We start from the raw sequence: 16,473 nt of genomic DNA on the forward strand, positions 1-16,473 counted from the left end.
ATGGATGTCAACCTGAAAGTGCTGGTCATCGACAATTACGACAGTTTCACCTACAACATCGTGCAGTACCTCGGAGAATTTGGCATCGAAGCCGAGGTGTGGAGAAACGACCAGTTCGAGCTTGCAGACATCGACAGGCTGCAGCCTGACCGCATCATCATCTCCCCTGGTCCCTGCACCCCCAGCGAAGCCGGTCTGAGCATCCCAGTGATCGAGAAATACGCAGCCCAGATCCCCATTCTGGGCGTGTGCCTGGGACACCAGAGCATGGGGCAGGCTTTCGGGGGAAATGTGGTGCGGGCCAAACACATCATGCACGGCAAGATGTCCCGCATCCAGCACAACGAAAAAGGCGTGTTTGCTGGGATTCCAGAAGACATTCAGGTGACCCGCTACCATTCCCTGGTGGTGGAAGACCTGCCCGAAACCCTGGAAGCCACCGCCTGGACCACCGAGGTGGATGGCAGCAAAACCCTGATGGCCCTGCGCCACAAGCAGTACCCCATGCACGGCGTGCAGTTCCACCCGGAATCCATCGCCAGTGAACACGGGCACAGGATGCTGAAGAATTTTCTGGATGATCCGTTTTAACCCCACCTTGCTGCGCTTCGCTGTCCTCCCCTGAAAGGGGAGGTTGGTGTCAACTGAAATGTGCACCATCTCAACAGCCAACTGCCTCCTGTTCCGTCTAGCCCTTGGCCCCCGATCCCTGGCCCCTGGCCCCTAAAATCAATTGAGGTCTTCGATGCTTCAGAAACTGTTGTCCGGTCAGGTGCTGTCTTTCGATGAAGCCGCGGTGTTCATGCGGCAGGTGATGAGTGATCAGGTGAGTCCTGTGCGGCTTTCTGCTGCACTGGCTGCACTCCGTGTCCGGGGGGAATCCCCTCAGGAAATTGCAGGATTTGCCTCCACCATGCGTGAATTTGCCATTCCAGTGAAGGTGAAATCACCCCTGGTGATGGACATTGTGGGCACTGGAGGGGACAGCGAAAATCCCTTCAACATCTCCACCACCACCATTTTTGTGGTTTCCACTGCTGGCGTGACGGTGGCCAAACACGGGAACCGGGCCGCTTCCAGCAAATCGGGAAGTGCGGACCTGCTGGAAGCCTGCGGGGTCAATTTAAATGCCTCCCCGGAAACCATCGAGAAAGCCATCAACACTGTGGGGGTGGGTTTTCTGTTTGCCAGAAGCTACCACCCAGCCATGCGTTTTGCTGCTCCCGTGCGTGCAGAACTGGGGGTCAGAACGGTCTTTAACCTGCTGGGTCCCCTCACCAATCCTGCCACCCCCACCCATCAGGTGGTCGGGGTGTCCAGTCCCCATCTGGTGCCCGTGTTTGCTCAGGTGCTGCAAAAACTGGGCCTGAAACGTGGAATTGTGGTTTATGGGGATGGTCTGGATGAATTCACCACCTGCGGCCCCAACCAGGTGGCAGAACTGAAAAACGGCGAAATCCACGAGTACACCATCGATCCCGAAAGTGTGGGCATGCGCTGCGTGGCCAAAACCGAAATTCAGGGTGGAGACGCCCAGCACAATGCTGAAATCACCAGGGCAGTGCTGGGAGGCCAGGGCACCCAGGCCCAGCGGGACATTGTTGCGCTGAATGCAGGCGTTGCCCTGTACATTGCTGGCCAGCAAGACAGCATCGAAAAAGGCATCCAGCGGGCCTATGAGGTGCTGGACTCGGGAGAAGCCTTGCTCAAGCTGCAGGCTTATGCTGCACTGACGCACCAGTAGGGTTTTCTGTGGATCTGGTTGTTTCAGAGGGCAGAGGGTTAAATCCCCCTGCCCTTCGCTGTGCTCAGGCTGTCCCCCTTAACAAAGGGGGATTGATGTGCGTTTGGGATGGTTTTGCATGGTGTTTCCACCAACCTCCCTTCATTAAGCGACCCAGCGCGAAACGTGCCGTCACGTGAGCGCGTAGTGGGGTCAAGAAGGCACGTTATCAGAGTCAAGAAGGGAGGACCTTCGAGCGACAGCAAGAAGCGGAGGGATCTGACCCTCCGTGCTCTCAGACAAGAGAAAGTCCCCCAACGCAAATGGAGGACCACTTCGAGCTTGCAGGAAGCAGGAGGACCTAAGCCACCCGTGAGGTCAAATAAAACATTGTCACGGCATGGCTGGCCGTTCCCCCCAGCACAAACAGGTGCCAGATTTCATGGAACCCGAAAACACCAGGAATGGGGTTGAGTTTTTTGGTGGCATAAATCACCGCACCAATGGAGTAAAACAGACCGCCAATGCACATCCAGACCATGGGGGTCCAGGAGAAGTGGGCAATCAACTGGGGCATCAGAACCACGCTCATCCAGCCCATGGCCAGGTAAAGCACCGTTGAAATCCAGCGGGGCAGTTTCATGGTGACCAGTTTGAGGATCACGCCAGCAAGCGCCACACCCCACACAATGACCATGGTCCAGAGCCGCCATTTGTCAGGCAGGGCCAGCATGGCAATGGGGGTGTAACTGCCTGCAATCAGCAGAAAGATGGCGCTGTGGTCCAGTTTGCGCAGCCACAACAGCACTTTGTCTTTCACAAAGAACGAATGGTAGGAGGCACTGGCCAGGTACAGCAGGAACATGCTGACCCCGAAGATCAGGAACGGCCACCAGTGAACCCCTCCCCTGTATGCAAAGATGCACAGGAGCACCGTGAGGATGACGGCTTTTCCAGCCCCCAGCCAGTGGGTGATTGCATTGATGGGTTCACGCAGGTGCTTCAACATAAGCCCATTATACCTTTGTACCGGGTTCAATAAGTGTGCAACCCATGTGTGTGTCTGCACCATTTTCGTCGCGGTGTACACGGTTTTTGTCACAGGTTCTCCTTCAATCCTTCAGAGCCATGCCCGTGCGTATTGTCTGGGAGCCTCGGGTTTCACGCCCAGGGCTTTGGCAGCCAGTTGTGCCCAGTGCGGCTCTCGGAGCACTGCACGGGCCAGCAAAACCACATCCGCTTGCCCGGTAACCACAATCTGTTCAGCCTGCTGGGGTTCAGTGATCAGGCCCACAGCTCCGGTAGGAATGCCTGCCTCGTGTTTGATCTGCTCTGCAAAACGCACCTGATAACCCGGTTCCACAGGAATTTTTGCAGTGGCAACATTGCCCCCTGTGGATGTGTCGATGAGGTCCACACCTGCAGCTTTCAAGGCTTTTGACAGCTCCACACTTTCTTCAGGGGTCCAGCCACCCTCGGTCCAGTCGGTGGCGCTGATCCTGACCCACAGGGAAAGGTGCGCTGGAATGGCTTCACGGATGTCTCTGGTCACTTCCAGGAGCAAACGGCTGCGGTTTTCCAGACTGCCTCCGTACTCATCGGTGCGGTGGTTGCTGAGGGGAGACAGAAATTCATGGAACAGGTACCCGTGGGCCGCATGGATTTCCAGCACCTCAAAACCAGCCTTCACAGACCTGAGGGCCGCAGCCACCCAGTTTTCCCTGAGCTTCTGAATCTCTTCCAGGGTCAGGGCATGGGGCACCAGCCAGCCCTCGGTGAAGGGCACAGCACTGGGAGCCACCACTTCCCAGCCACCCTCTTCTGGGGTCAGAATGGCCCTGTTGGAGTCCCAGGGAGAGCGCACACTGGCCTTCCTGCCAGCATGGGCCAGTTGAATCCCGGCCACTGCTCCCTGCCCTTTGATGAACTGCACAATCTTGCTTAAAGCTTCTGCCTGTCCATCTTCCCAGATGCCCAGATCGTCCGGGCTGATGCGGCCTTCTGGAACCACCGCGGTGGCCTCGGTGATGACCAGAGCGGCACCTCCCTGGGCAAAAGCACCCAGGTGCACCAGATGCCAGTCGCCGGGATAACCGTTCTCAGAGGAATACTGGCACATGGGGCTGACCACAATGCGGTTTTTGAGGGTCACGCCACGGAAGGTGATGGGGGTGAAAAGCTGGCTCATGCCTTTTGTCATAACCTGTGAAATGGCATGGGAAAAAGAAGCAGGGTTGCAATTGATAAAAGTTGCCGAGAGCCGAGAGCCGAGAGCCGAGAGCCGAGAGCCGAGAGCCGAGAGCCGAGAGCCGAGAGTCTAAATTGCAACAGCTTGAGCTAAATGTCAAATCCAAAAAGCTTTAGCTCAAGCCATCTTTTGCCCTCGACCCTGTGCCCCGCGCCCTCGGCAAAAGAAAGATCCGGGCAATGCCCGGATCTTTCTTTTCACCTGCTGTAATTCGGTGATTCCTTGGTGATGGTCACGTCGTGTGGGTGGGACTCGATCAGGCCCGCCATGGTGATGCGCACGAACTGGGCGTCTTTTCTGAGGCCCTCAATGTCTGCTGCCCCACAGTAACCCATGGCTGCACGCAGGCCCCCGACCACCTGATAGATGACCTCTCCGGCAGAGCCCTTGTAGGCCACAATGCCTTCGATGCCCTCGGGAACGAATTTTTTGGTACCAGACTGGAAGTAACGGTCGCTGGAGCCCTTGTTCATGGCCCCTTCGCTGCCCATGCCGCGGTAGGTTTTGAAGCGGCGGCCTTCCCGCAGGATCAGTTCGCCGGGGGCTTCGTCGGTGCCTGCGAGCATGCTGCCCATCATCACCACGTTGGCTCCGGCCACGATGGCCTTGGGCACATCCCCGGTCTGTTTGATGCCTCCGTCTGCAATGATGGGAACGCCGTGGGCTTCTGCTGCCTGTGCAGCCTCGAACACAGCGCTGACCTGGGGAACCCCCACACCCGTCACCACACGGGTGGTGCAGATGCTTCCGGGGCCAATCCCGACTTTCACGCCATCGGCTCCAGCCTCAATCAGGTCCAGGGTGCCTTCTGCAGTGGCGACATTTCCGGCAATGACATCCACCTGGAAGCGGCCCTTGATCATCTTCAGCACATCGATGATGCCTTTGGAATGGCCGTGTGCGCTGTCCAGCACCAGCACGTCTGCACCAGCGGCCACCAGTGCAGCGGCGCGTTCTTCCACATCTGCACTGACCCCGATGGCTGCAGCCACCAGCAGACGGCCATATTTGTCTTTGGCTGCATTGGGGTACTTGATCTTCTTCATGATGTCTTTGATGGTGATCAGGCCGGTCAGTTTGAAGTTCTCGTCCACCACCAGCAGTTTCTCAATGCGGTGCTGCTTGAAGATCTGCTCTGCCTGCTCCAGGGTGGTGCCCACCGGAACAGTGACCAGGTTCTCTCTGGTCATCACATCTGACACGGGAATGCTGTAATCCGTGACAAAACGCATGTCCCGGTTGGTGATGATCCCGATGAGTTTTCCGCCCTCTTCCACAATGGGCACACCAGAGATGCGGTATTCGCCCATCAGTTTTTCTGCATCTCCCACCGTGGCGGTGATGGGCAGGGTGATGGGGTCGGTGATCATGCCCGCCTCAGAGCGTTTGACCTTGCGCACCATCTCGGCCTGGTCGTGGATGGGCATGTTCTTGTGGATCACGCCAATGCCCCCTTCACGGGCGAGGGCCACAGCCATCTGGGTCTCGGTGACCGTGTCCATGGCTGCGCTGATCAGGGGGATGTTGAGGGTGATGTTTTTGGTGAGCCGGGATTTGACACTCACCTGATTGGGAAGTACTTCAGAGTACCTGGGAACGAGCAAAACGTCGTCGTAGGTGATGCCTTCTTTGCCGAACTTGTACTGGAACGCGTCACTCATATTGCAGGCAAGTATAACCCTTTTGGGTCAGGTACGCAGAGGGTTGCCGCCCAATACACCTAGCCCAATTTGGAACACTGTTTGTGGTGCTTCCATCCTATCTGATCTGCAGTGCAAAACAAAGCCTCTGGATCATGCCGAGAGCCGAGGGCCGAGAGCCAGGTACAGGCATGGGTTTCAGGGGTCAAGACCAGAAAACCATCATCTATGCTGGTAAAGTTTCGGTGCTTTCCAGGCTGGTAAGACCAAAGCAGCAGCGAAAGCATAGCAGCTTTGCCCTCGGCCCTCGGCTCTCGGCCCTCGGCTTAAATCCGTTCTGACAGCCTCCGAATCCAGCCTTCATGCCCTGCCAGACGCTGATCGTGTTGATAGCCTGCCAAAGGCACCACCTCCCAGGCACGGTCAAATTTCTTTTTGAGGGCCAGCACCACCTGATCAAAGGTCCAGGCATCCTGGGCGTTGGCATCCAGGTGGTAGATGCCTCCTTTTCCTGTTTGCAGCAGGTTCCACAGGCTTTCTGCAGTGTCCTCCATGAAGGAGCAGGCGGGTTTCCAGCGCGTGCTGGCCTCGATTTTGCCTTCCCGTTCCTGCCACTGGTCCAGGTGGGCCAGCATGTTGTTGCCTTCGCCGGAAGGATCAATTTGCCAGCCAATCCGGGCAATGATGGCATTTTTGTTGGTCGCCAGGATGGCATCTTCGCAGCGCACTTTGTAGGTGCCGTAGCCGTCTTTTTCGGTTCTGGGATCTGCAGGGTGATGGGGACCGTCGGGTTCATCATCAAAAACCATCACCGAACTGGTGAACACAAAAGGGATGTGCTGTTTTGCTGCATAACCTGCCAGTTGTGCCGCCCAGCGTTCACTTCCCATGGCCAGATGCACAATGGCCTCTGTTTGAAGCGCTTCCAGGTATTGAGCAGTGGCTTCGGTGTTTTCAGGGTCCACAATGCTGCGGTCCCAGCTCAGAATTTCTGCTCTCTGCTGCTCGAACACCCTGGCCACCACTGGGCCCAGTGTGCCTTTTAAACCTGTGATGAGTACTTTCATGTTGCGCTCCAGAAATTTGGATTTGTTGAAGTCTAGCACAGGTTTGCTGCTACCCCCTGGACGCCCAGATTTTCAGGATGTCCCGGGCTTCTTTAAAAGCCGGACGGTATTGCAGGGCTTTTTGCACATCGGTTCTGGCCTGATTGGGCTGCTTCAGCTGGTATCTGGCCCTGCCTCTCCAGTACAGGGCTTCCTCGTGGTCAGGGGCGTGTTTCAGCACATCTGTGCTGAGGGAAACCACATCTGAATAACGACCGGTCTCAAAATACGCCTCCAGCGGTTCGAACTGGTACCAGAACATCCGCCAGGGCAAACCCAGGTTTCTGGACCGATCAAAGGCTTTGATGGCGGCTTTTGGGCTGTGCAGTTTGACCAGGGTGCTGCCCAGGTTGAACCATGCAAAAGCATTTCTGGGATCTGTTGAGGTTTCCTGCTGGGCCAACTGCAGGGCTTTTTTCAGCACCCATCCACCATTCATGCGTGGTCCCAGAATGGCTTTTACATCGCTGGCTTTGCTTTCAGGATAGACCACCAGATAGGTGCGGTTGAACACCTGCCAATCCTGATCAAATCGGGCATAGCTGTGGCTCACTCTGGTTCCCATATACGAGTCATAGGCCCTGAACACCCCTGCTTCATCATCAAAACCAAGCAGCAGACGGTAATGTCCCATGCCTCCTTCTTCGGGGAGTTCCATCCAGGTCTGAACCATCACCGGGTAACCTGCAGCCAGCAGGCTTTTCAGGGTGCCAGAGTTTCCAGCAATGCCCTCATGGATTTTGAAACCCTGCTTGCGTACGAAATTCCGCATTTCGTCTGGAGAGACATTTTTGTCTGCTTTGTTGGGCTTGAGGATGGGAGCAATCTGGTACTGGGTGAGGGCACTGCCGTAATAACTGAGGGCCATCCCCAGGGTCACAGGGCCGCAGTTGTTCAGGCGCTGGTATTCATGCCGCACTCCGGTCAAAAAAACCTTTTCTGGAGCAGCAAACGCAGCACCAGTCAGCATGAGTCCCACCCAGAACCATTTCATGTTTGCAGTTTAAGTCTGCAGTGAAAAAGAAAAAGTAGAAAACCCTGCACCTGAACTGCAGCTTTGTGTGGGCAGAAACAGTGTGCCTACAAGCAAAAACCGCTGCGCAAGGCAGCGGTTTTGATTCAGATATGGTCTGAGAGCAGGTTTAAGAAATGCTCTCCCGCCAGCGCCATTCACTGGCTTTTTTCATCATGTGGGCCAAGCCACCAGAGAGCTTGAGCTTCTGGTTCCAGGGGAGTTTCATCCAGCCCACAGCCATCAGACCACCCAGGGACACGAATTCACCGAGGGTGCTGGGTTCGTAGTCCACCAGTTCGCGGCCTTTGGCCAGACGCATCAGGTTGCGGCCCGTGGTGCGGCCCTGCTGTCCAGCGTGCTGGGCAGTGGTGGGGACGGGTTTGCCTTCCTGGTTTTTGCCGAGGGCCATGTCGCCGACCACGAAGACTTCGGGGTATTCAGCGATGCGCAGGCTGGCATCTACAACAATGCGGTTGGCGGGACCACGCTGGAGTTTTTCGCCCTTCACGATGTCCTGGGCTTGAATGCCGCCGGTCCAGATGGTTTTGCCGGAAGGAATCACCTGGGGGTCCTGGCCTTCGGCCTGGATGGTCACGGTGTCTTCGGTGGCTTTCATGACGCGGTGGCCGGTCATGACCTTGATGTCGTAGTCCAGCAGGGTTTTCATGGCTTTGTTGCGCAGGTCGTCTTCCAGAACAGGCAGGATCTTGGGACCGGCTTCCACCAGGTAAATGGTGAGCTTGTCGGTGCCGAGCTGCTTGGAGAGGTAATCGGTGCGCTGGGCCACTTCGGTGGCAAGTTCCACCCCGGTGAGGCCCGCTCCGCCGATCACGATGTTGCGGCTTCCGGTGTAGGTGGGAAGGTGCGCTTTGTTGATCCAGGCGTAGATTTCTTCGGCGTCTTCCAGGCGCTTCAGTTCGCTGGCGTACTCAGCAAGGCCGGGAATGCGGTAGAAGTTGGTCACGCTGCCCAGACCGATCACCAGAGCGTCGTAAGAGAGGGTCTGGCCTTTGTCGGTGGTGACTTCTTTCTTGTCGAGGTCCACAGAGAGGACTTTGGCAAGCTCCAGGTCTACACCCGTGCCGCGCAACAGGGGCGCGATGGGCAGGGTCACCTGGGTGTTGTGAGCGGCTGCTTCATGCAGACGGGTCTCAAAGGTGTGGAAGGGGTTCTGCTCGATGAGCTTTACGTCTAAGCCCTCGGTGGGCTTCAGTTTGGTGGCAGTTGCAAGTCCCGCATAACCTGCACCTAGGATCAATGTCTTCATTCTCGCTCCTGTGAAACCGTTCACAAGGGGACGCACGGCATATGGCCCCTTGGGGAAGTACAGCCAGAGACGTGTGTCCCCGCTTCAGTGTCAAGTTTACACTATGCCATGTGACCTTGAGAACACTTTCAATACAGTCTTGTTTAGCGGAATCCCACTATCTCTCGGCAATCGCCACGTACTTGGCGGGTAACACTTCACCCAGGGTGGAATCGCGTTCCACGAGGTGAGGTGTAAAGCGGGCCTTTCTGGGAGGACCATCATAACCCGAGAGCCTTTCCAGCAGCATCTCTGCCGCACGGCGACCCATCACCTCGATGGGCTGGTGCACGGTGGTCAGTTTCATGTCCTGGGACCAGGGCTGGTCATCGAAACCAATCACCTTGATGTCCCGGCCCACCACCAGACCCCTGCGCCCGGCCTCCTCAATCAGGGAGCCTGCCAGCACGTCTGCAGCGGCAAAAACCGTGCAGGGAAAAACGGCCTCGTCCAGCAGTTTCTGGGCTGCCTGCACCCCACCCTGGTGGTGGAGTCCGCTGGGGTAATCCCGCACCAGTTGCACATTGCTGGAGGTGACCCCATCGTCGAAGCCCCGTTTGCGGTCCACGAAGACCTGGGACACAAAAACGCCTTCGGGATCGTCTTCCAGAGACATGGTGTAAGCAGGAAGACCCAGACGGCCTGCGTACTCACCGACCAGGTACCCCCCGTAATAGTTGTCCAGGAACACCGAATCATAGTGCTCAGATTCGTTGTCTACCAGCACCACCGGGTGTTCTGTGGGGAGGGCTCCATCCGGGAACAGCCGCCCCAGATCGTAGGTGCACATGATAATCCCATCGGCCTGATAGGCGATGCGGTTGCTGTTCAGGTAGCGCTCGATGCGGGCGCGGCCCAGCAGCGGAAAAATGGCCATGTCAAAACGGTTTTCATCCAGGCATTCCTCAATGGCATTGACCAGACGCACATAAAATTCCACGCTGACCATTGGCAGCATCACACTGACCGTGTAAGAACGCCCGCCAGCAATGCGTCTGGCGTGGGGGTTGGGTGCATAATTCAGGTCTTCAATGGCCGCCAGAACCTTGTCCCGGGTGCTTTTGCGAACGGATGGGTGGTTGTTCAGCACACGGCTTACGGTCCCTACGCCTACCCGGGCCTTCCGTGCGACATCCTGAATGGTGTGTTTGCTCATCAAGCACCAGCCTCTTCTGCCACTGTGACAACTTTAAGACGTTCTATGGAACGTTCCAACAGTGTGCTTGTTCACATGATATCGTTTTCAATCCACAAATCCATGACATTGTTGGCACAACTTTCCACATTCAAAACAGCAAAAACCGTTTTTGAAGTCCTGCATGGAATCTTTTCCAAATTGAATTTTATGCTGCAAGGACAGCAAAACCTTTCAAAATGACCCAAACTGACCTTTTCACTCAGAAAAGCTGAATCCCCGATCACAATTCTTTTTCGGCCTCCAGAAACCCACCCACAAAAGCCCGCAGGAAAAACTCTCTGGAGCGGATCAGATCGGTCACCCCGGCTTCCCCGGTGCGGTACATTTTCCCCAGCTGGTACAACGCCTCCAGATGACCGTGCTCCATGGCGCGCTCAAACCAGTACAGCGCTCTGGAAGGATGCCGGTTCACCGAGATTCCATTCAGGTAAGCCATGCCCATCTGAAACTCTGCTTCTGGATGCTCTTTTAAAGCCGCCTGCTTGATCCATTTGAAGCCCTGGTCCTCGTCTTTTGGCACCCCTCTGCCCAGAATGTGCAGTTTTCCCAGCCAGGTGAGGGCTTCCAGGTTGCCCTGCTCTGCCGCACGGGTGAACCAGGCCAGGGACTGCTTGATGCTTCTGAAGGTCCCACAGCCATAGAAACACAGCCATCCCATCTGACACTGCGCCAGGGCATGGCCTCTGGAAGCAGCCTCCCCCATCCAGTGAAACTCCTCGTAGAAGTCCTGTGGCACCCCTTTCCCCAGATGGTACAGCCTGCCCAGACGGTAAGCAGATTCCAGATGCCCCTTGCGGGCCGCAGCTTCATAACGCTTCGCAGCTTCTTTAAAATCCTGCTGCTCTTCTGCCTTGAGGGCAAATTTGAAAGCCTCATCTTCCCTGCTCTGGTTTTCCGTGGACGGTCTGCTTGCAGGCTGCAATTTACTCTGCACCCCAAAAATCTGCAGCAACTCAGAAGCCGTGGCAGGGCGTTTGGGAATGGACAGAGCCATGCATCTGCCCACCACCTGCCTGAGTTCTTCCGGGGTGTCCTGGGGCAGCTGTCTGACCAGATCCTCACTGTCCTGGTCCTCCCCAGACATCCTGACCAGCGCAGAAGGCGGAATTCTGCCTGTCAGCAGGTAAAACACCACCCCGCCCAGGGCATAAAAATCCGTGTGGCTGCCCAGGGTCATGCCCTTGCTGTATTGCTCTGGAGCAGAATACCCTTGGGTGACAATTCTGGAACTCTGGGCACCGTGCAGCACCGCAGACCCAAAATCAATCAGGACAGGACGCCCATCGGAAAGCAGAATGTTCTCGGGTTTGAGGTCGAGGTGCAAAAACCCCTGGCTGTGCACGTAATCCAGGGCATGCAGCAAATCCAGCAAAATGCTCTTGACCAGCCCAGGCGTCAAAATGCCCGAATGGTACACCGAAATCAGGTCTTTGCCTTCCACAAATTCCAGAAACAGGTAAGCGGTCCTGTTCAGGCGCTCCGCGGTGTAACACATGTTGATGGATTCATGCTTGAAGCGGGCCAGCACACGGGCCTCCTGAAGCACCTCATCAATGTCATATCCCTGAGGAAGCTCCACAGAACCATCCCGATTGCGCACAGAACCAGACGGGAAAAACTCCTTTAAAACCCCTTTTCGGCCTGTGTTGCGGTCTGTGGCCAGATAGGTGATGCCAAATCCACCACTGCCCAGCACCCGCTGCAAATCGTATTTCTCAATGCGTGGCAGGGTGTTTTCCAGTTGCGCGCCACAACTGATGCAAGTGACAGCATGGGGATCATTGGGGGTACCACACAAAGGGCAAATGTTCATGGCAATCTTTATTTACAGTACCTGATCTGTGTGAAAAGCAAGCTCTGGAGGAGCAGAAGGCAGAAGGCAGAAAGCAAAAAAGTTCTGCTTTCATTTTGAATTTCAATCTTCTGCAGACTCTGCAAACTCCAGCTCTGGATAGGCCTTTTGCAGTGCCTCCAGATACTTTTCCTGCAAAGCCGCCTGCAGCTTTTTGCGTTCTTTTCGGGTGGTTTTTCCGAGGGTCTGAATGCCCCCCAGATGGGCCGTCAACACCGCTTCGTGGCGCTCCCAGAGCTGTTTGAACCTGCGGGCCAAAGAAGAACTGAGTTTTTCCTGCTCCTGTGGCGTCAACGGAACCAGCACAGGCTGAAAATCCTCAATGAAGTTCCTGAGTTTGCGCTCCCGGTTTCTGGTGCGGGTCTGGCGGGCTTTTTCGGCGCGTTCACTGGCTTCAATGGCTTTTTCCAGCAGTTCGGCATAAGCCCCTGTGGTCTCGGCATCCTGCACCCGGGATTCCCGGTACAGCTTGACCCGGCCATACTTGCGGTTCCAGCGGTTTTCCCGGCTGTCGTCATGTTCTGGCAGGAGCTTTTGAATCATGGACGCCGTCCAGCCGCGCTGTTTCAATTCAAAGGTGGTCAAGAGTGGATCTTCAAAAAAATGCCCATCAGCATGTGCATCATCGTGGTCTCGGGACATGAAAACCTCCCATCGGGTTTCAGCCCAGTGTGCTGCAGATTGCAAGGGAAAACTGTTTGGGAAGGCACAAGATCCCCCCGCGCATCGCTTCGCTCTGCGGTCCCCCCGTCAGCGTTGGGGGGTTGGCGTACGACTCCATTGGATATCATCCCAGACAAAAAAAATCCCCCTTCGTTAAGGGGGACAGCCTGAAACGCAGGGACAGGCAGGGGGATCCAACAGAGGTATCACTCAAACTGGGCAATCACATCCGTCAGGCGGTCTTTCTGGGCAGAGAATTCCGCAACCCGGCGGCGTTCCTCTTCAATCACCTCCTGGGGAGCGTTGGCCACAAAGCCAGCGTTGTTCAGCTTGCCCTGGGCCTGCTTGATCTGTTTTTCAGTTTCCTGCAGGCGCTTCTTCTGGCGAACGATCCATTCGCCAATTTCCACGGTGCCTTCCACCGGGGCGCTCACGATCACGCCTGGGACCACCTGGCTGAGGACTTTGCCAGCGATGCTGTCCACCAGTTCAACGCGAGCAATGCCTTCCACCACGTAGGCGTTGGCTTTGATGGTGTCCAGGCCTTCACCGCTGATGCTGACCTGCACTTTGTCCTGGGGGGCCAGACCCAGTTCGTTTTTCAGGCTGCGGGCACTGGAAACGGCGCTGCGCAGGTAATCAAAAGCCTGTGTGGCTTCTGCATCAAAACGGGCAGGGTCAAATTTGGGCCAGGAGTGCACAGCAATCTGGCGTTTGTGGTCCAGTGCCTCGTAAATCTCTGAGGTGATGAAAGGCATAAAGGGGTGCAGCAATTTCAGGATGCCTTCCAGCACAAACTTGATGGTCTCCTGGGTTTGTTTGTTGCCGCTTCTGAGGGATGGCTTGGAGGCCTCGATGTACCAGTCACAGAATTCATCCCAGGTGAAGCTGTAGGCGAGGCGCACTGCAGCAGCAATGTCCATCTCGTCCAGGGCCAGGGTCACTTCTTTGACGGTTTCGTTGTATCTGGAGAGGATCCAGCGGTCTGCCAGGGTGAGGCCGGTGTCGGTTTGCTCGATCTCCGGGTTGTCCAGGTTCATCATCACAAAGCGGGAGGCGTTCCAGAGCTTGTTGGCGAAGACCTTGCCCTGCTCGAAACGGCGGTCATCGTGCTTGATGTCCTGCCCACCCGTGGCAAGGTAGGAGAAGGCGAATCGGCAGGCATCCACCCCGTATTTTGCAAAGAGCTCCAGAGGGTCAATGCCGTTGCCTTTGGATTTGGACATCTTCTGGCCCTTGGAATCCAGGTACAGACCGTGCAGGAGCACCTTGCTGAAGGGGGCTTTTCCGGTGAATTTGTACCCGGCCATCTGCATGCGGGCCACCCAGAAGAACAGGATGTCATAGCCCGTCACCAGCACCTGGGTGGGGTAAAACTTCTGGAAGTCCTCGTCTGCGGTGTCTGGCCAACCCAGCGTGGAGAAAGGCCACAGGTTGCTGCTGAACCAGGTGTCAAACACGTCCGGGTCGCGCCTCAAATTGAGGTGGGCATACTGGGGGTCCTGATCGCAATCCAGATCAGGGTGTTCCAGGGAAGGCACGTAAAGGTTGCCGTCTGCGTCATACCAGACGGGAATCTGATGGCCCCACCACAGCTGACGGGAAATGCACCAGTCGCGGATGTTTTCCAGCCAGTCTTTGTTCACTTTGGTGTAGCGCTCGGGGTAAAGGGTGATTTCCCCCTTGTCCAGGCCCTGCAGCACGGACTGGGCCATGCTTTCCATGCGCACGAACCACTGCTTGCTGATCATGGGCTCCACAGCAACGCCAGTGCGTTCTGCAATGCCCAGTGCAGTCTCGTGGTCTTTCTCCTCGATCAGGTCGCCATTTTCGGTGAGGTCTTTCACCACGGCTTTGCGGGCAGCAAAACGCTCTGTGCCCCGGTAGGTTTCCGGGACCAGATCGCTGGTCAGGTTGCCGTTCCAGTCAATCACACTGGGACGCTCCAGGTTGTGGCGCTCCCCGATCTCAAAGTCGGTGGGGTCATGGGCCGGGGTGATTTTCAGGGCACCCACCCCGAATTCCCGCTCCACGGCTTCATCGGCAATGATGGGGATGTAACGGTCGGTGAGGGGGATTCGGGCTTTTTTGCCCACCAGGTGCTGAAAACGTTCATCTTCGGGGTGCACGGCGATGGCCTGATCCGCAAAGATGGTTTCGGGACGCACGGTGGCAATGCGGATTTCTCCGGCTTCACCGTTGCTTGCTGCCAGGGTGCTGTCTTCCAGTTTGTAGGACAGCGTGTACATCTTCCCTTTCTTGACCTCGCGTTTCACCTCAAGGTCAGAGAGGGTGGTCTGTCCAACGGGATCCCAGTTGACGATGCGCTCTCCGCGGTAAGCCAGCCCTTCATGGAACAATTGAATGAACTGCTGGCGCACGGCCCTGGACAGCCCTTCATCCATGGTGAAACGCTCGCGGGTCCAGTCACAGGACACCCCCAGCGTTTTCAACTGGTTGACGATCTGGCCGCCAGACTGGGCTTTCCACTCCCAGACTTTCTCCAGGAATTTTTCGCGGCCCAGGTCAAAACGGTTGACGCCCTCCACTGCCAGTTGCTTGGTGACCACCCACTGGGTGGAAATTCCGGCGTGGTCGGTTCCGGGCAGGAACAGGGCTTCAAAACCCGCCATGCGCTTGTAACGGATCAGGGTGTCGATCAGGGTGTTGTCCAGCGCATGCCCCAGGTGCAAATTCCCGGTGACATTGGGTGGAGGAATCACGATGGTGAAGGGGGGTTTGCCGCTGGTGGCATCTGCGCGGAAAGGCTCATCGCCCCATTTGCTGACCCAGCGAGGCTCAATGGCTCTGGGATCGTAAGACTTGGACAGTTCTTTCATAAGACCTCCTGAAACAGCTCCGGGCACAAAACAAAAACGCCCCATCCGACAAGCGGACGAGACGTGGATTCACACATTCCCGCGGTACCACCGCAATTCCCCGACAAAACGGGGCACTTGAACAGCTGTTTCGGGCTGACCCGTGCAGGTCTACTGGTGCCCTTTGATCAGGCACGTTCTGCTGCAGGCTCCGGGGCGACCTTCCCCGAGTGGCTTCCCAACCCCTTTTCAGCTTCCGGGGTCTCTCTGTTGAGCGCCACCTCTCGGGTACTCTTCCCCATCAAGGCGTTTTAGAGTATAGCAAAAAGCCTCGTGCTGTACATCGGGTGGGTGGCTTAGACGGTCAGCTTTCAGCCGTCAGCCATCAGCAAATGATTTTCCTGGGCTTCTCTGGGCCAGGGTAGGGCTGGAGGGGCTGCTGGACAGGCGTCCCTGCATGATTTGCAGATTTTCCCGCAGGACAGACGTTTTCATGCTCACCGCTGACCGCTAAAAAATCACCTGCCTGCCCTTTGAAAGCACCCATCCATGTTTGTCTTTGTTGGTGCAGCTGAGGCCAGAACTCAGCGAGGTGCAAACAAAACCTGCTTTCTTCCAGGTTTTTCCATATTGCAAAACGGGATAATTGGGATTCATCACGGTGTCCCCATGGCAGATGCGCTGGGCTTTGCCTTTTAAGGACATCCCAAAAGCATTTCCCCAGTCCAATTCGCAGTCTTTTGGTCTGGGAGGCACCCTGGCTGTGATGGTGCCCAGATCACAACGCAGTTCACTGTCAAAGAGCATGCAGTGGATGTTGCCAGAAGGGGTCTGGAACCCTTGCAGGTTCTGGGCAAAAGAGCAGCCCAGCAAAGCCAGCATCAGCGACAGCAAAATTTTCAT

13 protein-coding genes and 1 other annotated feature are annotated in these 16,473 nt (G+C 56.3%); of the genes, 2 read left to right on the forward strand and 11 right to left on the reverse strand.

The window, feature by feature from the left end; translation table 11 throughout:
• Positions 1-591: an anthranilate synthase component II gene (locus tag IEY52_RS04575; RefSeq protein WP_229684640.1), complete on the forward strand. Its 591-nt coding sequence runs from the start codon at positions 1-3 to the stop codon at positions 589-591.
• Between the two features lie 154 nt (positions 592-745).
• Positions 746-1,744 carry an anthranilate phosphoribosyltransferase gene (gene trpD, locus IEY52_RS04580; protein WP_189000508.1) on the forward strand — a complete coding sequence of 333 codons (999 nt, stop codon included), beginning with the start codon at positions 746-748 and terminating at the stop codon, positions 1,742-1,744.
• Between the two features lie 340 nt (positions 1,745-2,084).
• Here trpD and trhA read toward each other — a convergent pair whose 3' ends face one another.
• From trhA to IEY52_RS04635, 11 genes are all read right to left on the reverse strand, one after another.
• Positions 2,085-2,732: a PAQR family membrane homeostasis protein TrhA gene (gene trhA / locus IEY52_RS04585; RefSeq protein WP_189000511.1), complete on the reverse strand. Its 648-nt coding sequence runs from the start codon at positions 2,730-2,732 to the stop codon at positions 2,085-2,087.
• 111 nt (positions 2,733-2,843) lie between these two features.
• Entirely contained in the window at positions 2,844-3,911 is a 1,068-nt protein-coding gene (locus IEY52_RS04590) for an NADH:flavin oxidoreductase/NADH oxidase (protein ID WP_189000514.1), read from the reverse strand.
• Between the two features lie 257 nt (positions 3,912-4,168).
• Positions 4,169-5,632: an IMP dehydrogenase gene (gene guaB / locus IEY52_RS04595; protein ID WP_189000517.1), complete on the reverse strand. Its 1,464-nt coding sequence runs from the start codon at positions 5,630-5,632 to the stop codon at positions 4,169-4,171.
• Positions 5,633-5,937: 305 nt separating this feature from the next.
• On the reverse strand, positions 5,938-6,678 hold the full coding sequence (locus IEY52_RS04600) for a sugar nucleotide-binding protein (RefSeq protein WP_189000519.1): 741 nt from the start codon (positions 6,676-6,678) through the stop codon (positions 5,938-5,940).
• 49 nt (positions 6,679-6,727) lie between these two features.
• On the reverse strand, positions 6,728-7,711 hold the full coding sequence (locus IEY52_RS04605) for a C39 family peptidase (RefSeq protein ID WP_189000522.1): 984 nt from the start codon (positions 7,709-7,711) through the stop codon (positions 6,728-6,730).
• A 148-nt stretch (positions 7,712-7,859) separates the two neighbouring features.
• On the reverse strand, positions 7,860-8,999 hold the full coding sequence (locus IEY52_RS04610; RefSeq protein WP_189000525.1) for an NAD(P)/FAD-dependent oxidoreductase: 1,140 nt from the start codon (positions 8,997-8,999) through the stop codon (positions 7,860-7,862).
• Positions 9,000-9,156: 157 nt separating this feature from the next.
• On the reverse strand, positions 9,157-10,194 hold the full coding sequence (locus IEY52_RS04615) for a LacI family DNA-binding transcriptional regulator (protein WP_189000527.1): 1,038 nt from the start codon (positions 10,192-10,194) through the stop codon (positions 9,157-9,159).
• Positions 10,195-10,456: 262 nt separating this feature from the next.
• Entirely contained in the window at positions 10,457-12,049 is a 1,593-nt protein-coding gene (locus tag IEY52_RS04620) for a protein kinase domain-containing protein (RefSeq protein ID WP_189000529.1), read from the reverse strand.
• A 102-nt stretch (positions 12,050-12,151) separates the two neighbouring features.
• Positions 12,152-12,730, reverse strand: a complete 579-nt coding sequence (locus tag IEY52_RS04625; protein ID WP_189000531.1) for a hypothetical protein — start codon at positions 12,728-12,730, stop codon at positions 12,152-12,154.
• 227 nt (positions 12,731-12,957) lie between these two features.
• Positions 12,958-15,591, reverse strand: coding sequence for a valine--tRNA ligase (locus IEY52_RS04630; RefSeq protein ID WP_189000541.1), 2,634 nt, complete (start codon positions 15,589-15,591; stop codon positions 12,958-12,960).
• Between the two features lie 49 nt (positions 15,592-15,640).
• Positions 15,641-15,884 (reverse strand) — a binding site (T-box leader).
• A gap of 196 nt (positions 15,885-16,080) precedes the next feature.
• Positions 16,081-16,473 carry a DUF6636 domain-containing protein gene (locus tag IEY52_RS04635; RefSeq protein ID WP_189000543.1) on the reverse strand — a complete coding sequence of 131 codons (393 nt, stop codon included), beginning with the start codon at positions 16,471-16,473 and terminating at the stop codon, positions 16,081-16,083.

Origin of the sequence: Deinococcus roseus, from assembly GCF_014646895.1 — a bacterium.
GTDB lineage: Bacteria > Deinococcota > Deinococci > Deinococcales > Deinococcaceae > Deinococcus_C > Deinococcus_C roseus.